The 22753-nt window shown below is 61.7% G+C and carries 21 protein-coding genes and 3 pseudogenes; 10 read left to right on the top strand and 14 right to left on the bottom strand.

Annotated features, from left to right (window positions below):
• Positions 1–91: 91 nt before the first annotated feature.
• Together groL and groES are read right to left on the bottom strand one after the other, a co-directional pair.
• Positions 92–1747, bottom strand: coding sequence for a chaperonin GroEL (gene groL / locus NKJ93_RS31490; protein WP_352593224.1), 1656 nt, complete (start codon positions 1745–1747; stop codon positions 92–94).
• A 65-nt stretch (positions 1748–1812) separates the two neighbouring features.
• Positions 1813–2109 carry a co-chaperone GroES gene (gene groES / locus NKJ93_RS31495; protein ID WP_352453535.1) on the bottom strand — a complete coding sequence of 99 codons (297 nt, stop codon included), beginning with the start codon at positions 2107–2109 and terminating at the stop codon, positions 1813–1815.
• Between the two features lie 610 nt (positions 2110–2719).
• Between groES and NKJ93_RS31500 the strand changes: the two genes are divergently transcribed.
• Together NKJ93_RS31500 and NKJ93_RS31505 are read left to right on the top strand one after the other, a co-directional pair.
• Complete coding sequence (locus tag NKJ93_RS31500) at positions 2720–2863, top strand: S46 family peptidase (RefSeq protein ID WP_245278729.1); 144 nt, start codon at positions 2720–2722, stop codon at positions 2861–2863.
• 4 nt (positions 2864–2867) lie between these two features.
• Positions 2868–3557, top strand: a pseudogene (locus NKJ93_RS31505) (S46 family peptidase).
• Positions 3558–4285: 728 nt separating this feature from the next.
• Here the strand turns inward: NKJ93_RS31505 and NKJ93_RS33710 are convergent.
• From NKJ93_RS33710 to NKJ93_RS31555, 11 genes and pseudogenes are all read right to left on the bottom strand, one after another.
• Positions 4286–4491 (bottom strand): annotated as a pseudogene (locus NKJ93_RS33710) (NrtR DNA-binding winged helix domain-containing protein); the annotation flags it as partial.
• Between the two features lie 29 nt (positions 4492–4520).
• A pseudogene (locus NKJ93_RS31510) lies at positions 4521–4829 on the bottom strand (aspartate 1-decarboxylase); the annotation flags it as partial.
• Between the two features lie 60 nt (positions 4830–4889).
• Positions 4890–5873, bottom strand: coding sequence for a 3-oxopimeloyl-[acyl-carrier-protein] synthase BioZ (bioZ, locus tag NKJ93_RS31515; RefSeq protein WP_352593227.1), 984 nt, complete (start codon positions 5871–5873; stop codon positions 4890–4892).
• A complete protein-coding gene (locus NKJ93_RS31520) occupies positions 5870–7135 on the bottom strand; it encodes an adenosylmethionine--8-amino-7-oxononanoate transaminase (protein WP_352593230.1) in 1266 nt (421 codons plus the stop codon). Before NKJ93_RS31520 ends, bioZ begins: the two co-directional genes overlap by 4 nt.
• Complete coding sequence (gene bioD, locus NKJ93_RS31525; RefSeq protein WP_031194973.1) at positions 7135–7770, bottom strand: dethiobiotin synthase; 636 nt, start codon at positions 7768–7770, stop codon at positions 7135–7137. Before bioD ends, NKJ93_RS31520 begins: the two co-directional genes overlap by 1 nt.
• Positions 7771–7781: 11 nt before the next feature.
• Positions 7782–8921 carry an 8-amino-7-oxononanoate synthase gene (locus NKJ93_RS31530; protein WP_352492860.1) on the bottom strand — a complete coding sequence of 380 codons (1140 nt, stop codon included), beginning with the start codon at positions 8919–8921 and terminating at the stop codon, positions 7782–7784.
• Positions 8918–9916: a biotin synthase BioB gene (bioB, locus tag NKJ93_RS31535; RefSeq protein ID WP_352492869.1), complete on the bottom strand. Its 999-nt coding sequence runs from the start codon at positions 9914–9916 to the stop codon at positions 8918–8920. Before bioB ends, NKJ93_RS31530 begins: the two co-directional genes overlap by 4 nt.
• Before the next feature lie 95 nt (positions 9917–10011).
• Entirely contained in the window at positions 10012–10866 is an 855-nt protein-coding gene (gene nadC, locus NKJ93_RS31540) for a carboxylating nicotinate-nucleotide diphosphorylase (protein ID WP_352518027.1), read from the bottom strand.
• A complete protein-coding gene (locus tag NKJ93_RS31545) occupies positions 10866–12407 on the bottom strand; it encodes an L-aspartate oxidase (RefSeq protein ID WP_352593233.1) in 1542 nt (513 codons plus the stop codon). Before NKJ93_RS31545 ends, nadC begins: the two co-directional genes overlap by 1 nt.
• On the bottom strand, positions 12404–13378 hold the full coding sequence (nadA, locus tag NKJ93_RS31550; protein WP_352508058.1) for a quinolinate synthase NadA: 975 nt from the start codon (positions 13376–13378) through the stop codon (positions 12404–12406). Before nadA ends, NKJ93_RS31545 begins: the two co-directional genes overlap by 4 nt.
• Before the next feature lie 67 nt (positions 13379–13445).
• Positions 13446–14414, bottom strand: coding sequence for an NUDIX hydrolase (locus NKJ93_RS31555; RefSeq protein WP_352593251.1), 969 nt, complete (start codon positions 14412–14414; stop codon positions 13446–13448).
• A gap of 173 nt (positions 14415–14587) precedes the next feature.
• Between NKJ93_RS31555 and panB the strand changes: the two genes are divergently transcribed.
• From panB to NKJ93_RS31595, 8 genes are all read left to right on the top strand, one after another.
• Positions 14588–15448: a 3-methyl-2-oxobutanoate hydroxymethyltransferase gene (gene panB, locus NKJ93_RS31560; RefSeq protein ID WP_352593236.1), complete on the top strand. Its 861-nt coding sequence runs from the start codon at positions 14588–14590 to the stop codon at positions 15446–15448.
• Positions 15445–16305, top strand: a complete 861-nt coding sequence (gene panC / locus NKJ93_RS31565) for a pantoate--beta-alanine ligase (RefSeq protein WP_352593239.1) — start codon at positions 15445–15447, stop codon at positions 16303–16305. The genes panB and panC overlap by 4 nt, the downstream gene beginning before the upstream one ends.
• Positions 16306–16399: 94 nt before the next feature.
• Complete coding sequence (locus NKJ93_RS31570; protein ID WP_352474702.1) at positions 16400–17125, top strand: LuxR family transcriptional regulator; 726 nt, start codon at positions 16400–16402, stop codon at positions 17123–17125.
• 93 nt (positions 17126–17218) lie between these two features.
• Positions 17219–17869, top strand: a complete 651-nt coding sequence (locus NKJ93_RS31575) for an acyl-homoserine-lactone synthase (RefSeq protein ID WP_352458529.1) — start codon at positions 17219–17221, stop codon at positions 17867–17869.
• Complete coding sequence (locus NKJ93_RS31580; RefSeq protein ID WP_352593242.1) at positions 17866–18240, top strand: transcriptional regulator domain-containing protein; 375 nt, start codon at positions 17866–17868, stop codon at positions 18238–18240. The genes NKJ93_RS31575 and NKJ93_RS31580 overlap by 4 nt, the downstream gene beginning before the upstream one ends.
• A 157-nt stretch (positions 18241–18397) precedes the next feature.
• Positions 18398–18709: a DUF2285 domain-containing protein gene (locus NKJ93_RS31585; protein ID WP_245278728.1), complete on the top strand. Its 312-nt coding sequence runs from the start codon at positions 18398–18400 to the stop codon at positions 18707–18709.
• 817 nt (positions 18710–19526) lie between these two features.
• Positions 19527–21350 carry a glutamine--fructose-6-phosphate transaminase (isomerizing) gene (glmS, locus tag NKJ93_RS31590; RefSeq protein ID WP_352503068.1) on the top strand — a complete coding sequence of 608 codons (1824 nt, stop codon included), beginning with the start codon at positions 19527–19529 and terminating at the stop codon, positions 21348–21350.
• Between the two features lie 460 nt (positions 21351–21810).
• Entirely contained in the window at positions 21811–22026 is a 216-nt protein-coding gene (locus NKJ93_RS31595) for a helix-turn-helix domain-containing protein (RefSeq protein ID WP_352453550.1), read from the top strand.
• Positions 22027–22545: 519 nt separating this feature from the next.
• On the opposite strand, the gene NKJ93_RS31600 is transcribed toward NKJ93_RS31595, so the two are convergent.
• On the bottom strand, positions 22546–22753 hold a 208-nt coding region (locus tag NKJ93_RS31600; RefSeq protein WP_352593245.1), incomplete at its 5' end, for a hypothetical protein.

The raw sequence follows: 22753 nt of genomic DNA on the forward strand, positions 1-22753 counted from the left end.
TTGCACGTCTAAAGCTGTCGATCATGCTCGGCACACAAAAAAGGGCGGCATTGCTGCCGCCCTTTCCGCTGTAGGTTGATAGGGGGCTGGATTAGAAATCCATACCGCCCATGCCGCCCATGCCACCGCCGGGCATACCAGCCGGCATGCCGCCGCCAGCCGACTCCTTCTTCGGAGCCTCCGCGATCATGGCTTCGGTGGTGACCAGCAGGCCGGCGACCGAGGCCGCGTCCTGCAGAGCCGTGCGCACAACCTTGACCGGATCGACGATACCCATGGCGATCATGTCGCCATATTCGCCGGTCTGGGCGTTGTAGCCGAAGGTTGCCCCCTTGTTCTCAAGGATCTTGCCGGCAACGATCGATGCTTCCGCACCGGCGTTGGCCGCGATCTGACGGGCCGGAGCCTGCAGCGCGCGACGCACGATGGCGATGCCGGCGGTCTGGTCGGAGTTGGCGCCAGTGACGGTGATGGCCAGCGAAGCGCGCAGCAGGGCGACGCCGCCGCCGGGAACGATGCCTTCTTCGACGGCCGCGCGGGTCGCGTTGAGGGCGTCATCGACGCGGTCCTTCTTTTCCTTGACTTCGATCTCGGTCGCACCGCCGACGCGGATGACGGCAACGCCGCCCGCCAGCTTGGCGAGACGTTCCTGCAGCTTCTCCTTGTCGTAGTCCGAGGTGGTCTCCTCGATCTGCTGCTTGATCTGGGCGACGCGGCCCTGGATTTCGGCCTTCTTGCCGGCGCCGTCGACGATGGTGGTGTTCTCCTTGGAGATCGACACCTTCTTGGCGCGGCCGAGCATGTTCAGGCCGACATTCTCGAGCTTGATGCCGAGGTCTTCGGAAATGACCTGGCCACCGGTGAGGATGGCGATGTCTTCCAGCATGGCCTTGCGGCGATCACCGAAGCCAGGCGCCTTGACGGCGGCGATCTTCAGGCCGCCACGCAGCTTGTTGACGACCAGCGTGGCCAGGGCCTCGCCTTCGACGTCTTCCGAGATGATGACCAGCGGCTTCGAGGTCTGCACGACAGCCTCGAGGATCGGCAGCATGGCTTGCAGGTTGGAGAGCTTCTTCTCGTGGAGAAGAATGTAGGCGTCTTCCAGATCCGCAACCATCTTTTCGGCGTTGGTGACGAAGTAGGGCGAGAGATAGCCGCGGTCGAACTGCATGCCTTCAACGACTTCAAGCTCGGTCTCGGCGGTCTTTGCTTCCTCGACGGTGATGACGCCCTCATTGCCGACCTTCTGCATCGCTTCCGCGATCATCGAGCCGACCGACACGTCGCCATTGCCGGCGATGGTGCCGACCTGGGCAACCTCTTCCGAGGTCTTGATCTTCTTGGCGTTCTTGATCAGCGTCGCGACGACGTCGGCGACGGCGAGGTCGATGCCGCGCTTGAGGTCCATCGGGTTCATGCCGGCGGCAACCGACTTGTGGCCTTCCTGGACGATCGACTGTGCCAGAACGGTCGCGGTCGTGGTGCCGTCGCCGGCGATGTCGTTGGTCTTCGAAGCAACTTCGCGGACCATCTGCGCGCCCATGTTCTCGAACTTGTCCTCAAGCTCGATTTCCTTGGCGACGGTGACGCCGTCCTTGGTGATGCGCGGTGCGCCGAACGACTTGTCGATGACGACGTTGCGGCCCTTGGGGCCGAGCGTGACCTTCACCGCGTCGGCGAGGATGTTGACGCCGCGCAGCATGCGCTCACGAGCGTCGCGGGAGAATTTTACGTCTTTGGCAGCCATTTTTTACTCCTGGGCATTTCGCCCGAAATTCAGATTGGATGGTGCGGATGAAAGGCGGCGGCGTGTCAGCCGATGACGCCCATGATGTCCGCTTCCTTCATGATCAGAAGGTCTTCGCCATTGAGCTTGACTTCGGTGCCCGACCACTTGCCGAACAGGATGCGGTCGCCGGCCTTGACGTCCAGCGGGACGAGCTTGCCGACCTCGTCACGGGCGCCGGAACCGATGGCGATGATCTCGCCTTCCTGCGGCTTTTCCTTAGCCGTATCGGGGATGATGATCCCGCCGGCGGTCTTCGCTTCGGACTCGACGCGGCGAACGACCACGCGGTCATGCAGCGGCCGGAAATTCGACTTTGCCATTTTTGGATTTCCCTGGTGCGGATGTTGAACGGTTCTCCGTTGCCGGAGCGTGGTTAGCACTCACCAGAAGCGAGTGCTAACGCGGCAGTGAGATAGGCCGTAGGCTCCTGCTAGTCAAGACGGAAGAGGGACGGGCGAAGAGCAAACGAGCGTGGAAGCACCGAGCCCTTTACGTGAAAGACGTCGGAGATCGGACATGGACGGGGCGGCTCACCATTTGTAACTGAAGGCTTTATTCATTTGGCACGATTGGTGCAGCGGATGATCCGCAAACGTTGCGCGCGACAAATATGAGAGGTGAGCGCCATCAGGACTTTTGCGGTTAACGGGTCCACTCGGTGTTTACGGTGTTGGCCGCCGCGCGGGCGCCAGGACTCCGGCCATCCCGATAGTCACCAATCCAATCTGCGGAGAACAGGAGGCAAGATGAGAGCGACAGTCAGCATGAACTCGAATTTGAAATGTTTGGCCAAAGCAACTGCCATCGCCTTGCTCTGGACGGTCACGGCTACGTCGGCGGACGAAGGTATGTGGATGCCGGGCCAGACTGCGGAAGTGGGCGCGGCCATGCGGCCGTCTGGACGCTGACCCGCTCAACGCGATCGTATCACTGGGCGGATGCTCCGCCTCGTTCGTCAGTCCACAAGGGCTGGTCGCAACCAATCATCACTGCGTGTTCGAATCCATCCAATACCGCAGCAAGGAGGGCCAGGACTATCTCACAGACGGCTTTCTGGCGAAGAGCCCTGGGTGAAGAATTGCCCGCGGCGCCAGGCAGCCGAATCCATGTGATCGAGGACATGCGGGATGTGACCGCCGAAATGCTCAAGGGCGTCTCGGACAAGCTGAATGGGTTTGCCCGCTATGAGCGGCTCGCCACGAACCGCAAGGCCCTGATCGCCGCATGTGAAGGATAGCCCAATCGCCGCTGCGACGTAGGGGCCTATTATGGCGGCGCCTCCTACTATCTCCAGCAGAAGCTCGAAATCGAGGACGTGCGCCTTGTCTATGCGCCCGCGCTCGGCATCGGTAACTTCGGCGGCGAAACGGACAATTGGATGTGGCCGCGCCACAGAGGCGACTTCGGCTTTTATCGCGCCTATGTCGCTCCTGATGGTTCCTCCCGGCCATATGCGCGCGACAATGTGCCTTACCGGCCGGAGAGTTGGCTACCCATAGCCTGTGCAGGCGTCAAGGAAGGCGACCTTGTGATGGTCGCCGGCTTTCCCAGCGCAACCCACCAGTTCCTGACGGCGGATGAAGTCCGGTTCAACTTCGCGCAATTCGAATCGCGGTTGCAGCGTTCGCTCTCGGATTATGCCGCCCAGATCAAAAGGCAACAGCAGGCAATCGCGAGGCGCAGATCCATTGACCGCCCGCTTCACAAATTGGCTCGGCCTAAAACGCATGGGAAAAGCAGAAAAGGCAACAGATCGGCACCAGAATGAATATGGCCGCGCGAACTGACAGACGCGCCAACAATCGGCATCTCGCATGGTCGGTGGCACTGGACGTGGCTCCCACCCTGCTGGCGCGACTCCCCATCAGGTCGTCGGGGTTTCGCTGGCGAAAAAAACTTCCGCGTGTCTCTGCGCGATACATCCCGCTTGCGCGTGCCTAGTCAACCAAAAAACTGACCATCTGCAGGATCAGGATCAGCAAAAAAAAGCCAAAGGCAGACGCCAAAACAGCTGCCAGCAGGACGATGCGTTGTTTCTTCACCCACAGTTCCCCCGGGAGAGAGTCTAATGATAATCCTTAAAAAAGGCGCCATGGAACAGGGCGCCCTACACTCATTTGTGCAAGTTTAAAGTTTAGCTTGCCTGCTTTATATAATTAAACGTTTCTTTTATGCGACACTTCTCCAAGTGTTACTTGCACAAATCGAACGTATCGCACATTTAGACTAAGTGTACATTCGATAGCGACTTTGACGCATGCGTTTACTGGCGGTATACATCCTTCACCGTTGCCGCAAGGCATTGGCCCACTCGCGCGGCACCTCCTTCACGACAAAGGTTGAAAGCCCGTCCTCGGGCGTTTCATTTCCAAGATCACTTCGATCCACTCATACGGGCTTCCCGAGCGAGACCGTGGGTTCGGACGGTGCGAATGAATTTCTCGTTATAATCGAATTGATTATAAGGGTATATTTCTACGTTGAGTATAAAGGATGTCAAGCCCGCGCCAGCGGCAATTTTGTCCGGGCGACCGCCGTTTCGTCGAGGACATGGTGGCGGAAGCGATAAAGCTTCGCCGGCCGACCGCCGGTGTCAAAAGCACTTCGCCGGTCTCCTCCACCAGTTCCTGCTGCTCCATCAAACGGCGAAAGTTCTGCTGAAGCGCCCCTGCCGATGTAGTCGTCAACGCCGTGCGCGTCAGCGCATTGCCATCGGCGAGAAGCCAACGACATTGTTGATGACGAACGTAACGATCCGCGGCTTCAGAGAGGAATGCGCGCTTCGTCCAGATGGATGGAGTGGGCTGGCAGGTCCGGGCGGCCGCGCCGTTGAGGATGCAGCATCGAGAGCCGCGCTCGCCGAGGATGACATAGGTCGAGATTCGCGCGCCGGAAGTCTTGCTCCATGTCTCCACGAATCCATTGGCAGGATCCCGGCTTCTTCGCAGTGGTCAGGGTCGAGCGTTATCGAACCGTGGTAGTTGAGGTTTGCTTCGGTGACGTGGATGCCGTGCAGCTTGCCGGCGACTATTTTTCGCATTGGTCCCGTTGTCCTATTCATCTCACAAAGTCAGTCCTGATGTTGAGCAGCTTCGCTGGGCTAAATCCCGACGACGAGCGCCCCGCCGCTGAGTCCCGCACCTGCCGCCGCCAGGAGTATTTTCTTGCCCGGCCGAAACGGCTCCGCTTGATTGGCGAGCGACAGTGAGAGCGGGATCGTCGCGGCCGAAGAGTTGCCGTATTCGGCAATCGTCTTGACAATTGCTTGATCCGCTATGCCGAGGTTACTCCCGACAGCATCGAAAATGCGAGCATTGGCCTGATGCGGCACGAACCGGTCGACATCCTGTGGTCGCACTCCGGCAGCGGCTAGCGCGCTTATCGAGCAATCGGTCATCATCTCGACGGCTTTGGCGAATACTTCGCGGCCGTCGGTTATCGTCATTCGCGTTTGCGCGAGGTCGAGGTCACCGTGGAACGGCTTGTTGCTTCCTCCTGCGGGAATCTGGATCAGCCCGTATCGCGAGCCGTCCGAATCCACGGAGGCACCGAGAATCCCCCGATCAGTATCCTCGCACGGACCGATCACGAGGGCGCCGGCGGCATCGGCAAACAGCACGGCGCTGGCGCGCTCAGAGGGATTGATGCGGCGGCTGAGGATATTGGCGGCGATAACAAGGCTCGCTTTGCCGTGCAGGCGGGTGAACCCGTCCGCAAACATCAGCGCATAGATGAAGCCGGCGCAGGCGCCGGTGAGATCGATCGCGCCGGCGCGGCCGAGCCCCAGCCGATGTGCGACCAGGGGCGCGCTGGGCGGCAGGAGGTGATCGGGCGTCGAGGTGGCAAGCAGCAGCAGACCGATGTCGTGGCGCGCAATGCCGGCGCTGGCCAGCGCCATGGCGCCGGCCTGGGCAGCAAGACCAGACAGCGTGTCTTCGTCCGTTGCCCAGAAGCGCGACCGGATTCCAGTACGCCGCTCGATCCAGCCCGGTTCGAGGCCGAGATTGTTCTCGATTTCGGCATTCGCCACCTTTCGCCCAGGCGCATGATGGCCAAACCCGAGAAGGCGCGACGACCTGCTCATGGCCTCGAACCGAAACGTTCGCCGGCCTCCTCGATAGCGTCATGGAGCCGATCGAGCTCGTCGCCGGTGATGCAATAGGGCGGCAGGAGATAAAGGACATTGCCGAGCGGGCGCACAAGCAGCCCACGGTCGAGGAAGAACGCGCGCAGCTTAGGTCCAATCTCGGCCAGATAGCCGGCAGAGCCGGCGCGCAGGTCGAGAGCCAGGATCGTGCCGATCGCCCGGCTGTCGGTGAAGTTGGCATTGTCGCGAAAGCGCCGAAGGCCGGCGGCCTGCCTCGCGCTCAGGGTGGCAATCCGCTCGGCCACCGGCTCGTCACGCCAGATCTCGACATTGGCGAGTGCTGCCGCGCAGGCAATCGGATTGGCCGTGTAGGAACTCGAGTGGAAAAACGTATTCTTGCGATCCGCCGAATAATGAGCGTGGAAGATGGCATCCGTGGCAAGCGTGGCGGCCAGCGGGATTGCGCCACCGGTCAGGCCCTTCGAGGTGCACAGCATGTCCGGAGAGATGTTCGCCTGCTCGCAGGCGAACATGGTTCCGGTACGCCCCCACCCGGTCATCACCTCGTCGGCGATCAGCAGCGTGCCCGAGGCCTCAGTGATCCTCTTCAATTCGGACAGAACCGATGCCGGATACATCAGCATGCCGCCGGCGCCAAGCACCAGCGGCTCGACGATCAGCGCGCCGGCGCGCTGGTCGCGGCTGAGGGCCTCGAAACGATCTAGCGTTTCCTGTTCGCGCCCGGCGGCAGGGAAGGGAATGGTGTCGACCTCGAACAGCAAGGGTTCGTAGGCGGCGTTGAACACACCGCGGGCACCGACGCTCATCGTGCCGATCGTGTCGCCATGATAGCTGTGCTCCATGACGACGATGCGCGAGCGCGGCGCGCCGATGTTGCGGAAATAGCCGAGCGCCATCTTCAGCGCGACTTCGACGCTGGTCGAGCCGCTGTCGGAATAGAACACCCAGTCGAGTCCGGCGGGAGCGAGCCCGACAAGCGCCTTGGCCAAGCATTCGGCAGGCTCGTGCGTGAAACCTGCGAAGATGATCTGGTCGAGGCTCGAGGCGGTCGTCTCGATCGCCTTTATAATGCGGGGATGGCGGTGGCCATGGGTGACGACCCACCAGGAGGAAATGGCGTCCAGAATGCGCGCGCCATTGGCTTTGTGGAGATACGCGCCTTCAGTCAGGACGATTTCAGGGATTGCCGGCTCGAGCGCGTGCTGGGTGAAGGGATGCCACACACGGGATTGCGGCATCATCCGCCTCCGGCAATCAAAGCGAGGTCGAAGCCGGCAATCATCGCTTGTCTCAGCGTTTTGTCCGTCAGCGGATCGAGGTGCGGCAGCCTGCCGAGTTGCGGCACGTCGCCGAATTCCACGATCGTCCGTTGCGTATCGGTCATCTCATCGCCGATGAAGGCGATGCCAGCCAACGGGATAGCGCGCGCCCGCAGGGCCTCGATCGACAGCAGGGTGTGATTGATTGTTCCGAGCGCGGTGCGGGCGCACAGAATGACCGGCAACTGCCATTGCTCGAATATGTCGATGAACCTTGTCCGGCGGTTCAGCGGCACCATCAGCCCGCCCGCGCCTTCGATGACGAGCGGTGTCGGCAGGACCGGAAACGAAAGATCGGCAGCCTCGATCGAAACGTCGTCGATTTCGGCCGAACGATGCGGCGAAAGCGGGCTCTTCAAGCGGTAGGCTTCCGGCAGCACGCGCCCCGACGGAAGCCCGGCAAGCCGTGCAACCGCCTCGCTGTCGGTCTCGCCGTCGAGGCCCGATTGCACCGGCTTCCAGTAGAAACCGTCAAGCAGGCCGGCAAGCCCGGCCGAAAACACCGTCTTGCCAATTCCGGTGTCTGTTCCGGTGATGACGATGCGCTTGGTCATGTCGCCTCCGGTCATGTCTGGGCCAACACCTCGACGAGCGCCTCGACCATGGCGGAAATGTCGGCTTCGCCGATATTGAGCGTCAGTGAGATGCGCAGCCGCGACGTGCCCTCGGGCACGGTCGGCGGACGAATGCCGCGTATGTCGAAGCCGCGGGCCTGCAGGCGCGCCGCCACTGCCATGGTGCGCCTGACATCGCCGATCACCAAAGGCTGGATCTGAGAGCCACTTGGTATCACGCCGCAGCGATCGACCAATTGGCGGCCTGCGAGGGCGACGCGTTCATGCAGCTGAAAACGCCGCATAGGCTCGTCGGCGAGCATTGCGAGCGCTTCGCGCGCCGCGACCGCCATCAGCGGCGATGGCGCGGTGGCGTAGATAAATGGCCGGCAACGGTTGATCAGATACTGGCACAGTGTCCTCGGCCCGGTCACGAGCCCACCAGATGCGCCGAGCGCCTTGCCGCAGGTGTGGAGCGCGACGATGTTGTCGCGGCCCTCGAAAGCGGCGGCCAGCCCCCGGCCGTCCGGTCCCCAGACGCCGGTCGCGTGCGCCTCGTCAATGACGATGAATGCGTTGTGCCGATCGGCAAGCGCGGCCAGGCTCTCCAAAGGCGCGCAGTCGCCATCCATGCTGTATAGGCTTTCCACCGCAATCCAGACGCATCCCATGCCGCCTTCGGCGCGCCAACGCGTGATCGCATCCTCGACAGCGTTGGCGTCGTTGTGCGCGGCCAGCACGAACTGTGCGCGCCCGGCCTGCGCACCCTCATGCATGCTGGCATGGGCGAGCTCATCGAGGACCAAAAGGTCGCCCTTCTGCGGCAGCGCCGTCAGCAGAGCGAAATTGGCGATGTAGCCGCTGCCGAAGAACAGCGCGCGGTCGGCTCCAAAGAATGCCGCCGCGTCTGCCTCGAGCTGCTCGTGTTCCGGCGCATTGCCGCGCAACAGCCGCGACCCGGTGGCGCCAACCGGCGTGCCACGCGCAATCGCCGCCGCAACCGCTTCGCCAAGTCTTTTGGAGGCGGCAAGCCCGAGATAGTCGTTCGACGAGAAGTCGCGCCCGGCGCACGGCTTCAGCGTCCGCAGCCGGTCCTTGCGCGCCAGTCCCTGCAAGGTCGCCTCATAGCGGGCAAGCGGTGCCCCGTTCATTGCGCCTCGAGTTCCATCGGCTCGATGCCAAGGCGCCGGAACAGCAGGGTATCCCTGTCCTCACCGGGATTGTCCGCCGTCAGCAGCGTGTCGCCGACGAAGATCGAGTTGGCGCCGGCAAAAAAGCACAGCGCCTGCATCTCGTCGGTCATGGCCGTACGGCCGGCGGAAAGACGGATATGCGATTTCGGCATCATGATGCGCGCCAGCGCGATCACGCGCACGAATTCGATCGGCTCGATGGGCTTGGCGTCGGCAAGCGGGGTGCCGGGGATCGGGATCAGCATATTGATCGGAACGCTTTGCGGATGTTCCGGCAGGTTGGCCAGCGTCACCAGCATGCCGATCCGGTCCACCGGCTCCTCGCCCATGCCGACAATGCCGCCGCAGCAGACCTTGATGCCGGATTGGCGAACGTGCTCGAGCGTCTCGAGCCGCTCGGCAAAGCTGCGTGTGCTGATGATCTCGCTATAGTAGCGTTCCGACGTATCGATGTTGTGGTTGTAAAAGTCGAGACCAGCCTGCTTCAGTCGAGCGGCTTGCTCAAGATCGAGCATGCCGAGGGTCATGCAGGTCTCCATGCCCAGCGCCTTGACGCCTTCGACCATCGCCACCACCGCATCCATGTCGCGCGCCTTGGGGTTTCGCCAGGCCGCGCCCATGCAATAGCGGGTTGCGCCGGCGTCACGCGCCTTGGTCGCCTCGGCGACGACGCGCCGGACCTCCATCAGCTTCGACGCCTTCAGGCCGGTCTCGTGATGCGCCGACTGGCTACAATAGCCGCAATCCTCCGGGCATCCGCCCGTCTTGATGCTGAGCAGCCGGCTGAGCTGGACCTTGTTGGGATCGAAATTCTGGCGGTGCACGGTTTGCGCGAGGAAGAGGAGATTGTTGAAGGGGGCATCGTGAAGTGCCTGAGCCTTCTCCAGGGTCCACGCTCCAGGGTCAGGGGATTGAGCCTGTGGCGATGTCTGCGTTGGACTGGCTGTTTGCATGTCCATGCTGTTCCTCCGGTTCTGCCTTGCTTTGCTGTCTGATTGACGACGATCGGAAAGGACAGTTGATTCGATCCTGTTCGTTCCTCAGACAATCATGAGCCCCAATAGTCGAGGCCGATATCCAGGATCGGCGCGCTGTGGGTCAGTCGGCCGACCGAAATCAGATCAACGCCGGTCGCGGCAATCGCTCGCGCTGTATCGGATGCGATCCCGCCAGAAGCCTCGGTGATAGCACGGCCGCCAACGATTGCGACGGCGCGGCGAAGATCGGCGAGGGACATGTTGTCGAGCAGAACCGCATCGGGAGCGAAGCCAAGTACCTCCTCCAACTGGGCCAGCGTATCGACCTCGACTTCGATCTTGACGAGATGACCGGCCCGTCTTCGTGCTCGCTCGAGCGCCGGGCGAACGCCGCCTGCGATGGCGATGTGGTTGTCCTTGATCAGAATTGCGTCGTCGAGGCCGAAACGGTGATTGGATCCGCCACCCGCGCGCACCGCATACTTTTCGACTGCCCTCAATCCGGGCGTCGTCTTGCGCGTGCAGACGATCTTCGCGCCATATCCACGAACCGCAGCGACGATCGATGCCGTTGCTGTAGCGATGCCGCTCAGATGGCACAAAAAATTGAGTGCCGTCCGTTCGGCTGTGAGAATGCCCCGGGCAGGGCCAACCACTGATGCAATGACCTCTCCATCCATGACATTGGAGCCGTCTGCCCGCTCCACCGAGATTTCGACATCAGGATCAATCAAGCGGAAAGCGAGCATCGCCAGATCGAGGCCGGCGACAACTCCGGACTGGCGCGCCGCCAGCACGGTTCCCGCTTGGTGTTCCTTCGGGACGATGGCCTCCGTGGTCAAGTCGCCGGCTCTGCCAAGGTCTTCAAGAAGAGCTGCCCTTACAAGCGGCTCAAGCATGATCGTGGGAAGCGGTGAGAACGTCATCACTTTGCCCTTTCGAGGCTTGGCGAGTGTCCGAGTTCCCGCGCAGCGGCCAAGGCGGCTTCGAGGGTGATTTCGGACCGTCGGGCGACAGTCGCATGATGAGGAAAGTCTGTCCGGTAATGAGCGCCGCGGCTTTCTTGGCGCAACAGGGCGGCAACCGCGATCATTAGCCCGACAGCCGCCGGATCCGAGGCCGCGTCCTTGCTTTCGGCGAGCGGCAATAAGGCACGTGCGGCTGCTTTCAAACCTTCACCATCCCGGACGATGCCGAGTGCGCGCGACAGGAAAACACGCACGGGTGCCGGCGCGGGCGATGGGTAAACGTCCGCAAACGCAGGCTTTGTTCTGCGAGCAGGCGTTCCGGCGACACTTTCAGCGACCCAGCGCGCGCACACGACGGCCTCGGTCAAGGAATTGCTGGCGAGCCTGTTGGCGCCATGCAGTCCTGTCGAAGCGACTTCGCCGCAGGCCCACAGCCCCTTGACGGAGGTCCTACCGGAGCCGTCCACGGCAACGCCACCCATGTGGTAGTGTTGGGCCGGACGAATGGGGATGAGATCGCGCGCGGGATTGATGCCGGCTCCACGACAGGCTGATGCGATTGTCGGGAAGTGTCGAGCAAATTCCGGGCCAGGCCGTTGCCGCGCGTCGAGAAAAACACGGTGGCCGTTGGCAAGATGGTTCCAGACGGCGCGCGCCAAGACATCACGAGGCGCGAGTTCCGCCCCTGGCACGCTCTGGAGAAAAGCTTGGCCGGTTTCGTCGATCAGGGCAGCACCTTCGCCGCGGACGGCCTCGCTGAGCAGCACCATAGGGCGTTCCGGGCCGTCAAGCGCGGTCGGGTGGAACTGGATGAACTCGAGGTCGGCAAGGACAGCTCCAGCGCGGGCCGCAAGCGCCAGGCCCTGTCCACAACTGCCCGAAGGATTCGTGGTGTCGAGAAACAGTCCCCCGATCCCACCGGTGGCGAGGACGACCCGCCGTGAGCCGAAGAAGACAGGTCCTATCGAACCGCTCGCCCAGACGCCTCGGATCGCATTCTCTCGCACCGCCAGCCGGCGCGCTTCCGCGCCCTCCACGACAACAATCGACGGAGTGGAACGCACAGCCGCGATCAGGGCACGCATGATCTCACGCCCGGTGCCGTCACCATGCGCATGAACGATGCGACGTCGGCTGTGTGCGGCCTCCAATCCGAGGCACAGTGATCCTTGCGGCGTACGGTCGAAGGGAACCCCAAAGCCCGCAAGCCCCTCTATCGCCTTGGGCGCGGCTTGGAGAATGCGGCTCGCCACGTCTGTCTCGCAGAGACCATCCCCGGCGGCAAGCGTATCGGCCAGGTGCAGTTCCGGATCGTCGTCTTCGCCGAAACTTGCAGCCAGACCACCCTGTGCCCACGTGCTCGAATTGTCAGCTCCCAGCAGCGTCCTGGACAGAAGCAGCACCGGCTCCGGCGCCAGTTGAAGCGCGGTCATCAGTCCGGCGATGCCGCCGCCGATGATGATGGGCCGCCCGAAGAAGCTGCGGACATCGGCGCTCAAATTGCCAGCATCCGTTCGACCGCAAGCCGCGCGCGCCCGGCGATCCCGGGTTCGATGGTTACGATATGGTGGTTCTGCTCGAGCGCCATGCGGATGTTGGCAAGCGTGATCCGCTTCATGTGCGGGCACAAATTGCAGGGCCGGATGAACTCGACCTCTGGGTGCGCTAACGCGACGTTGTCGCTCATCGAACATTCCGTCATCAGCACGACACGTGCCGGCCTTTGCCTTTCGACATAGTCGGACATGGCAGCGGTCGAGCCGGAAAAATCTGCTTCAGCGACGACGTCGGGCGGGCATTCGGGATGCGCGAGCACGATTACGCCGGGATGGCTTTCGCGCAACTCGCGGATGTCGGCCGGTGTAAAGCGCTCATGCACCTCGCAATGCCCTTTCCAGGCGATGATCTGCACATCGGTCTGGGCGGCGATATTCTGGGCCAGATATTCGTCCGGCAACATGATCACCTGGGGAACGCCAAGGGATTGGACGACCGCCTTGGCGTTGCCGGATGTACAGCAGATATCCGACTCGGCTTTCACTTCGGCCGACGTGTTGACATAAGTGATGATCGGCACGCCGGGATAACGCTGGCGCATCAAGCGCACGTCTTCTGCCGTGATCGATTCCGCCAACGAACAGCCTGCCCGCAGGTCGGGAATGAGCACCGTCTTTTGCGGATTGAGCAGCTTGGCCGTTTCGGCCATGAAATGTACGCCGGCCAGCACGATGACTTGCGCCTCGATCGTCGCAGCCGTGCGGGCCAGTGCCAAGCTGTCGCCGACGATGTCGGCCACGCAATGGAAGATCTCGGGGGTCTGATAGTTGTGCGCCAGGATGATGGCGTTGCGCTCGCGCTTCAGTGCAAGGATCGCCTCGATATCCTCGACGAAAGCCGGCCATTCGATCGGCGGGATCACTCGTCGGACGCGCTCGTAGAGAAACGCGGTCGCAGGCAGCATGGCGCTCATCGACCCCTCCCAGCTTATACTCTAGGTGAAAATAACCAGCATATACTTGCTGTGAGTATAAGCGATGTCAACCCCGCGCCAGCGGCAATTTTGTCCCGGCGATGACCCTCTCGTCGAGAACGGCGTGGCGGAACCGGTAAAGCTTCGCTGGCCGGCCGCCGGTCTCCGCGGTTGCCTCTCCGGTCTCTTCGACCAGCTCCTGCTGCTCGATCAGCCGGCGAAAGTTCGGCTTACGCACGAGCCTGCCGGCAAGCGCCTCCACGGTTCGCTGCAGCTGCAAAAGCGTGAAGACCGGCGGCATCAGCTCAAAGACGACCGGCCGGTATTTGATCTTGGAGCGCAGCCGCGCAATGCCGGTCGCCGCGATGCGGCGATGATCGGCGACCATAGACTTGCTGGGCACCAGCGGAGGCAGCGTCGCGTCCCGTCCGCTTCCGGCCTCTTGGACCAGGCCTGCTTCGTAGACTAACTCATAGCGTTGAAGCGTGAGTTCCTCGTTCCAAAGGCGGTCGTCGAAGCCGAAGGCTATCGTCGCCCGCTGCCAGCGTTCACGTCGCGTGGCCGCGTCGCTGACGCCGTCTGCCCATTCAATCAGGCGCGGTCGCAGAACGTCCAGCACGACCGGAGGCGTGCCGGAGCGGTGGTCCTCCCATGGAAAATATTCATACCAGCTCTGCCAGCCGCACTTGGGCGAGCCAGCTGCCTGTTCCTTGCGGGTCAATGCGAGATAGCTGATGGAGATGACGCGCTGCTGGCGCTCGGCGCCGATGCGATCCCGATCCGCGAAGGTGTAGAGTTGCTCAATATACCCCAGCGGATGGCCGGTCTGCTGCTCGACCCACCCCCTCAAACCGGATTGCAGCGATCGGTGCTCAAGCGCAAATGGTCCGGAGGGCAGGGTGTCCGCCTGGCCGATGGTGAGGACACAGGGTTCACTGTCGTTTACGGCGACGACAAAGGCGATCAGGTCCACTTTGACTTCGTCGGCCTTGACGGCGGCTCTGTCTTTCCTGGGTCCTTTTGCCTGATCGTCCATGTTCGCCAAAGTGGTTGGCCAGCTCGGGGGCGCCTGAATCGATTTAAGTGTAAGCGCGCCTGTCCGCACGTCAACACCGCACAGCTGCACGACCATTTTTAGCTCTTCGCACTTGCACAAAAATGTGGCAAACGCGACACCCGCGGTTGGTAACGTAGGGGAAGGAGGGTCCATTGAGTGCGTTTGGTGACACCAAGGCGATCACACCGCCGGATATTCGTTCGCGCAAAGGTGGGACGCCGCTCGTCTGCCTTACCGCCTACACGACGCCAGTCGCCCGGCTTGTCGATCCCCATTGCGATGTGGTGCTGGTCGGCGACAGCGTCGGCATGGTTCTCCACGGCCTGCCCTCGACGCTCGGTGTGACGCTGGAGATGATGATCATTCACGGCCAGGCCGTGCGCCGTGGCCTCGAGCAGGCGCTGATGGTCGTCGACCTGCCGTTCGGTTGCTTCGAGGAAAGCCCCGAGCAGGCTTTCCGCAATGCCGCGCGCGTCGTGGCCGAGACCGGCTGCGCGGCCGTCAAGCTCGAAGGCGGCGAAACGATGGCAGAGACGATCGGCTTCCTCGCCGCGCGCGGCGTGCCGGTCATGGCCCATGTCGGCTTGACGCCGCAGTCGATCAACACCATCGGTGGCTACCGCGTGCAGGGCAGAGGCGGGGATGCCGAGCGCATCAGGCGCGACGCGCTTGCGGTGAGCGAAGCGGGCGCCTTTGCGGTCGTGCTGGAGAAGGTTCCCGAGGCGCTCGCCCGCCGGATCACCGGGGAGGTGGCGACCCCGACCATTGGCATCGGTGCCTCGGCCGCCTGTGACGGCCAGATTCTCGTCGTCGACGACATGCTGGGCCTCTTCGGCGACTTCCGGCCCAAATTCGTCAAGCGCTATGCTGAACTGGGGGAGGCTGCTGCGGCTGCGATCGCGGCCTATGCGCGGGAAGTGAAGGAGCGCCAGTTTCCGGCCGCCGAGCACGTGTTTGCCGATGCGCCCAAGCCCGCCGACGGGGACGCCACCAAGAGCGGAGAAGCAGCGTGAGCGTGCCGATTGTCAGGAGCGTTGCCCAGCTTCGCCAAATCGTCGCCGCATGGCGCCGCGAGGGCGTGAGGATTGCCGTCGTGCCAACGATGGGCGTCCTCCATGAGGGCCATCTCAGCCTGGTGCGCGCGGCACTCGTGAAGGCCGACCGGGTGATCGTGACGCTCTTCGTCAACCCGAAGCAATTCAACAGCGAGGCCGATCTCGCCGCGTATCCGAGCACCGAGGACGAGGATGCCGCCAAGCTGGCACCGCTTGGCGCGCACCTGCTTTATGCGCCGGACGCAGAGGAGATGTATCCGGCGGCCTTCGCCACGACCGTTTCGGTGTCCGGTGTCAGCGAGGGCCTGTGCGGTGCCTTCCGGCCGGGACATTTCGATGGCGTGGCGACCGTCGTCGCCAAGCTCTTCCTGCAGACCAGCGCTGACTTCGGCTTCTTTGGCGAAAAGGACTTTCAGCAGCTTCAGCTAGTCAGGCGTATGGCCCGGGACCTGGATATTCCAATCACCATTGTTCCTTGCCCGACAGTCCGCGAAGCCGACGGTCTTGCACTATCATCGCGCAATGTCCGGCTCTCGCAAGCACAGCGTGCTGTTGCCCCCGAGCTACCATCGGTCTTGCTCGAGACGGCTGAGCGGCTTGCCCGCGGCTCGCCCGTCCTGCCAACGCTTGCCGAAGCGCGCGCAGCAATTCTGGCTGCGGGCTATCGCGAGGTCGAATACCTGGAACTTCGCGACGAGGCAGATCTGCGACCCATGACAAGCCTTGACCGACCTGCACGCTTGCTTGTCGCGGCCTGGCTCGGCGGCACACGGCTCATAGACAACGTCAGAATATCACGGGTTTCAACACGTTAACGGGGTTCTCGGCACGCGCTGTATCCGTCCGGGATCGTTTAAAACAAGGTCTCTGCCTGGCATCGAGCGATCACGGAGGTTACGCAAAGCGCAAATGCATCGCGTGTTTGAGAACTTCGTCGAGCAACTGTCTGCAAGTGTTGATGCTGCCGATCTCCGTGAGGCAATGGCATCCGCTGCAGCCGGCTTCGATTTTCCGCTATTCGCCTATTTCACTTACCCGTCGGCCCCCGGCGACGCCCCGCAATTGATTTCAAACTATCCTTCATCCTGGACATCACGTTATCTGCAACAGCGGTACCACAGTCTTGATCCGGTCATCCTGCGCGGGCTGCAAGGCTGGGATACCTTTGATTGGGGTGTGGATCGCGCTCGGCACTGTCTGCCGAATTCGCAGCAACAAATTCTGGAGAGTGCGGCTGAGTTTGGCATCCGCGGCGGCCTGACGATATCCATGCATGATCATCGCGGCCGGTTTGCTGCCCTGACCTTTGCTTCCGACGAGTCCCGCCCGCCTCTGTTGCGGTCACTGACACGTTACGAAAAAGCATTGCAGCTGGTGGCCATCAACTTTCATATCCATGTCCGGCGCAGGCTCGCCGACGATCGCGTGGTGGATGGTGTAACGCTCACCCCGCGGGAGTTCGAGTGCCTGAAATGGGCGGCGCGCGGCAAGTCGGCTTGGGTTATCAGCCAGCTTCTCGGCGTCTCAAAGCGCACCGTGACCTTTCATCTGGAAAACGCCAAGGCAAAGCTTGGCGTTCGAACGATCAACCAGGCCGTTGCACGACTGGCTGCCTCCGGCCAGGCGAGATCCTGATTCGTCGGCCACGATAGCTGTAAACCTCTACAGGCTGCATCGCTGCCGGCTTTGCCCTTCGATGGCGGGAACACATCCCGCACGGAGGCGACCATGATGCAGCTGATAACACCAGACCTTTACGACGAGTTCGCAAGCGAGCTCAAAGAGATGCACGGGCTCAGGTTTAGGGTGTTCAAGGAAAGGCTCGATTGGGAAGTTGATACCGAAGACCAGATGGAAACAGACCCGTTTGATGGTCTGAAGCCTGTCTATCTGCTCCTCAAGGGATCCGACTGGCGAATTCGCGGTTGCGTGCGTCTTTTGCCCAGCACCGGACCCACAATGTTGCGCGACACGTTCCCGGTGCTGCTGGGTGCTGACGTCGTGCCCTCGACCTCCGACATATGGGAGAGCAGTCGTTTCGCGCTCGATCTTCCTCCGTCGGCGCCCAAGGCAGCGGGCGGACTGGCCCAGGCAACCTACGAGCTCTTCGCGGGCATGATCGAGTTCGGCTTGGCCAAGGATCTGACCCGGATAGTAACGGTGACGGACACGCGCATGGAACGGATCCTTCGCCTCGCGACGTGGCCATTGTCGCGCATCGGACAACCCAAGTCCGTCGGCAAAACGGAGGCGGTGGCCGGGTTTCTCGAGATTTCCCGCGCGAGCCTTTTGCGCATCCGCAGCAGGGGACGTCTGAGCGGACCGGTACTGTGGCAACCGGTTCTAGGCCCGTCGGCATTGTGGACACCTGAGCCGTGAAGGATGCTGGTCTGCCCAAGGAAGCGACGGTCGGTCTTGTATGCTGGCCGGACTGGCGTCGTCACGAAGCTTACCACTACGCCAGACGATTGCCACGCACTGCCTGGGCCTGGGAGTTTCTTCGGCGCAATCCACAATTCCAGCGCGACCACGCCAAAATGGCACCGTCCGCCTGCATTGTCGGAGCCCAGGCCGACCTGAAGATAATCGAGTTGACGATAGGATCATCTATCCTAAGACACTGGAGCCTCCTTTTTCGCGGACGCGCCACAGTCGGACGCTACGTCGGCAAGGGTCTTTTGGGATCCGCGCGACTGCGCCCGTATTCTACGAGCGGCCGCGGAGCCGGTTGGGCTCGACCACGATTTTGAACCGCTTGATCTCCCTTCGCTCTCATGCTGCAAGGACATCCTGCTGACACCTGCCGGCGTGCAGCACGTGCTGCTGAGGGAGGACTGCCGGAGTCTGCAGATCGCCCTTTCCGGTGCATCCGTTCTCCGCCCGTTGCGGCTATATGTCGACGCGATCGTGCAGCCGCAGCACCTGAAGTTCCATGTCGCTGCCCTTCAGTTCCTGAACGACATCAATGGTTGCGGCCGCCTGGCAGCTGCTTGCTTTCCGCCGGAACCCCGCGGAGCGCGTCTGCGTATCGTGCTCCAGGCTTTGGATGGCTCGCTTGCGGGAGCATCTCATCAGGAGATCGCCATTGCCCTGTTCGGGAGACGCCGTGTCGAAGAAGATTGGTCTCATCCAGGTAGCCATCTTCGCGATCAGGTGCGTCGCGCCATCCAACGTGGCCGCTACCTGATGGGCGGCGGCTATAGACAGTTCCTGATGTAATTCGGGTGACAGCTTGGTGATTGTCTTATTCGAAAACGCGCAGGCATCAATCTCCATTTCTCACTGCTATTGTGCCTTGTACAAGACGTGACACGCGCCTAGTTCTTCCGCTGCGGGAATCGGGTTTGAGTAATACGGACGAAGCACTGAGAACCAACGTTTTCGTGATAGTGCATTTCATGCCCCGAGAATCCTGATGACCGTTACCAACCCCGACAAAGCCGGCGCTGACTGAAACGGTCGCTGAACGTGCTCTGTGGCCTGCGCCGCCTGACTCTCGGTTTCGGCCATGCCGACTAACAGCGTATTGATACGCCATCGCGGGCTAAGCTCTACCGGCGAAAGCCGCGTCAAAGCGGCAGGCAATCAGAAACTACATCGGCGGCGACGATGATTATGATCAACGTGACGAACACGTGAATCATGCCGACGGCGCCGACGTTGCCGATGATGATGATGCCGACCATGCGTCGCTGATGCTGCCTAACTACAGTGCTGTGTGATCATGCCGATCACCGCGTGACCACGAGCGGCGGCGGTTCGTGGTCAGGTGCGTGGCCGGGATGATCGCGCATGGCCGATTGTTCCTTCGTGCCGCGGGGTGTGGGCTTGCGTTCGGTCATGAGGACGTCAGGCGCAACGAGGAAGTTAGATCAGGGCCCCAAACGCGGCTTATCCATGGGGTGGATGATAGCTATCCCTACAATCAATTATACCAATATTACCCAATACTACTAGAAGATCCCCCAATGAAAGCGGCCGGATGGGTATCCGTCTCGCGTGGGCTGAAGCTGCCGGCAAGAATGGGAAGACGAACATGTGCGGGATTGTTGGCATCGTTGGGCAACAGCCGGTGTCGGATCGGTTGGTCGACGCATTGAAGCGTTTGGAATATCGCGGCTATGATTCCGCCGGCGTTGCGACGATCACCGAAGGTGCCTTGCACCGCCGGCGCGCCGAGGGCAAGCTCGTCAATCTCGAGAGGAGACTGAAGGAAGAGCCGCTGAGCGGCAACATCGGCATCGGCCACACGCGTTGGGCAACCCATGGGGCCTCGACGGAACGCAATGCGCACCCGCACTTTACCGACGGTGTCGCCGTCGTCCATAACGGGATCATCGAGAATTTCACCGAGCTGAAGGACGAATTGGCGGCGGCTGGCGCCGAGTTCCAGACCGATACCGACACCGAGGTCGTCGCGCATCTCTTGGCAAGACACCGCCGGGAGGGCATGAGGCGGCAAGAGGCGATGCGTGCCATGCTGAAACGCGTCAGGGGCGCCTATGCGCTTGCCGTCCTCTTCGAAGATGATCCGTCGACCATCATGGCGGCGCGCAACGGACCACCGCTGGCGATCGGTCACGGCGACGGCGAGATGTTCCTGGGCTCCGACGCGATCGCGCTCGCTCCCTTCACCAATGAAATTACCTATCTCATCGAGGGCGACTGGGCCGTTGTCGGCAATTCGGGCGCCCATATCTTCGATTTCGACGGCCATCCCGTCGAGCGTCCGCGCCATACCTCCACGGCCGCGGCCGATCTGGCCAACAAGGGCACTCATCGCCACTTCATGGAGAAGGAAATCTACGAGCAGCCCGAAGTCATCGCCCATGCTCTCCGTCACTATAGCAACATCATAGAGAATCGCGCCGACACGGTTTCTGGCATCGATTTCGCCAGGATCCCGAGCTTGGCGATCTCGGCCTGCGGGACCGCCTATCTCGCCGGACTGATCGGAAAATACTGGTTCGAGCGCTATGCGCGCCTGACAGTTGAAATCGACGTTGCGTCCGAATTCCGTTACCGCGAGATCCCGTTGTCGCCGCAGTCGGCGGCTCTTTTCATTTCGCAGTCCGGCGAAACCGCTGATACGCTCGCATCGTTGAGGTACTGCAAGGAGCGTGGGCTGAAAATTGGCGCTATCGTCAATGCCTGCGAATCGACCATCGCTCGGGAGGCCGATGCGGTCTTCCCGATCCTTGCCGGACCGGAGATCGGCGTCGCCTCCACCAAGGCGTTTACCTGCCAGCTTGCCGTTCTAGCCGCACTCGCCATCGGCGCCGCCAGAGCCCGCGGGACCGTAACCGAAGACGAGCTGCAGGCGCTCGTCAGGAGCCTCGCCGAAGTGCCGCGCGTCATGGGCCAGGTACTCAACTGCATCCAGCCGGAGATCGAGTTCCTGTCGCGCGAACTGTCAAAGTGTCGTGACGTCCTGTATCTCGGCCGTGGCACCAGTTTCCCGCTAGCCATGGAAGGTGCGCTGAAGCTCAAGGAGATTTCCTACATCCATGCCGAGGGCTATGCGGCGGGTGAATTGAAGCACGGTCCGATCGCATTGATAGACGACAACATGCCAGTGATCGTCATCGCGCCCCATGATCGCTTTTTCGACAAGACCGTCTCCAACATGCAGGAAGTGGCTGCCCGTGGAGGGCGGATTATCCTCATCACCGATGAAAAAGGGGCAGCCGCATCGAAACTCGACACCATGCACACGCTCGTGCTGCCGGCTGTCGACGAGATTATCGCGCCGATGATCTTCTCGCTGCCGATACAGCTTCTTGCCTACCACACGGCGCTCTTCATGGGCACAGATGTAGACCAGCCGCGCAATCTCGCAAAATCGGTCACGGTCGAATGATTGTGAACCTTTATAGGTGGCGATGCTTGTCCATCTTCGCTGCATCGGCGGTGGAAATTGGTCGAAGGTATCAGCGTCCGCGAGGCTGGGTGGACGGTGCCGCGAATAGCCACTGGAGGCGTCAGTGAGAGTTCGAGTTGCTGTTCAAGAAAGCCATCGGGGAGAATGAGTCGTGTAGGATCGCAGGTCGAATGCGCTACAGCCGATCAGGCCATCTCATGGCGGGCAGGTTCTTAGAACTTGATCAGAAGCAGGTGAGCCGCCATATTCCGACCCGGCTGCCAATTTCAAGTGGCCCATTCCATGGATGAGGCCGGTCCGGCCGAATGGACGTCCATTTTTTTGATTTGCTGGGTGTGCGCCAGGGTCGGGGAGGAAATCTCCCGATTTGTCAGGCGCTCCCATCTTCTTGGAGATGTTTATGAAGGATTCGCGCATTCCCGAGCCAGTCTTGACGGCTATGTCGCAGGGGACCCACATCATCCGCGCTTATCGTGAGCACCTTGGGTATTCAATCGAGGACCTCGCGGTCGCGTGCGGGCTTGCCGCTCAGGAAATCCAAAACATCGAGCGGGGTCTAAAGTACAATAAGGGCTATCGGAATCGGATAGCGAGATCGCTGTCCATACCTGTGGGAATTCTTGAGGCAGAGTCGGACATATCGGACGCCGCCTGATCAGTCGGATAATCTGCAATGGGTGGAAGACCGCTCTTGTGATGTGACGTTTGCGGCTGATAGTCGTCGCTTGATTCCGTTGGACGCGAATGCCTTCTGGCGCAGTACCGCCAAGAGAATTCTCGTCCACTGTCCGAGTCAGGAACTGCACACGGGCTCGCCGAACAGGAAGTTGGAACGCTTCGTCATGCTGTCTTAGGCGATATAGCCGCCCGGAGTGCTGCGACACGTGCACGATAGCATTGGCTCGCGAGGATGGATTGCTAACGGCGAACCCATGCTGGTCGGCAAGGCGATACTGGCTGGAGCATCAACTCGGCCGACGAGAGTGGCCCCCCATCCTAGGCAGGATCGGCCGACATGGCCGGCATCGCGAGCCGCTCTGAAAAGAGCACAGCGGGCATCCAGACGCTGCCGGGTTGACTATGGGTGTCGGAACCGCAAAAAGGGGCCGCTCTTCATGAGTGGCGTGCGCCGGCAGTCTAACCCCAAGCCCCCCGCCAGGCTGCCGGCGCGCTTCTAGCCGCCTTGATGCACGGCGATAAGCTTTTGACGGCCTGAAGCGACATTGTGGTCGCCGTTGCGGTGCTTTTCCACGCGCCTCGTCAGGCGCCGGGATTGCTTCGTCGTGATGGCAGGCGAGGGTTTGCAGGTTGCGGTCGACGGGTTCGTTTCGGGGCGTCTGCCCCCATCGTTATGTCGCGAGTTGGGGGATGCGATCGAGGAC

Origin of the sequence: Mesorhizobium sp. M0028 (assembly GCF_040323855.1) — a bacterium.
Taxonomy (GTDB): Bacteria; Pseudomonadota; Alphaproteobacteria; order Rhizobiales; family Rhizobiaceae; genus Mesorhizobium.

What these genes read in the sequence shown, in the direction of transcription:
- groL (WP_352593224.1), bottom strand. Translation starts at nt 1,747, where the DNA reads ATGGCTGCCAAAGACGTAAAATTCTCCCGCGACGCTCGTGAGCGCATG.
- groES (WP_352453535.1), bottom strand. Translation starts at nt 2,109, where the DNA reads ATGGCAAAGTCGAATTTCCGGCCGCTGCATGACCGCGTGGTCGTTCGC.
- bioZ (WP_352593227.1), bottom strand. Translation starts at nt 5,873, where the DNA reads ATGAGCAGGTCGTCGCGCCTTCTCGGGTTTGGCCATCATGCGCCTGGG.
- NKJ93_RS31520 (WP_352593230.1), bottom strand. Translation starts at nt 7,135, where the DNA reads ATGCCGCAATCCCGTGTGTGGCATCCCTTCACCCAGCACGCGCTCGAG.
- bioD (WP_031194973.1), bottom strand. Translation starts at nt 7,770, where the DNA reads ATGACCAAGCGCATCGTCATCACCGGAACAGACACCGGAATTGGCAAG.
- NKJ93_RS31530 (WP_352492860.1), bottom strand. Translation starts at nt 8,921, where the DNA reads ATGAACGGGGCACCGCTTGCCCGCTATGAGGCGACCTTGCAGGGACTG.
- bioB (WP_352492869.1), bottom strand. Translation starts at nt 9,916, where the DNA reads ATGCAAACAGCCAGTCCAACGCAGACATCGCCACAGGCTCAATCCCCT.
- nadC (WP_352518027.1), bottom strand. Translation starts at nt 10,866, where the DNA reads ATGACGTTCTCACCGCTTCCCACGATCATGCTTGAGCCGCTTGTAAGG.
- nadA (WP_352508058.1), bottom strand. Translation starts at nt 13,378, where the DNA reads ATGAGCGCCATGCTGCCTGCGACCGCGTTTCTCTACGAGCGCGTCCGA.
- NKJ93_RS31555 (WP_352593251.1), bottom strand. Translation starts at nt 14,414, where the DNA reads ATGGACGATCAGGCAAAAGGACCCAGGAAAGACAGAGCCGCCGTCAAG.
- NKJ93_RS31570 (WP_352474702.1), top strand. Translation starts at nt 16,400, where the DNA reads ATGCATCGCGTGTTTGAGAACTTCGTCGAGCAACTGTCTGCAAGTGTT.
- NKJ93_RS31575 (WP_352458529.1), top strand. Translation starts at nt 17,219, where the DNA reads ATGATGCAGCTGATAACACCAGACCTTTACGACGAGTTCGCAAGCGAG.
- glmS (WP_352503068.1), top strand. Translation starts at nt 19,527, where the DNA reads ATGTGCGGGATTGTTGGCATCGTTGGGCAACAGCCGGTGTCGGATCGG.
- NKJ93_RS31595 (WP_352453550.1), top strand. Translation starts at nt 21,811, where the DNA reads ATGTCGCAGGGGACCCACATCATCCGCGCTTATCGTGAGCACCTTGGG.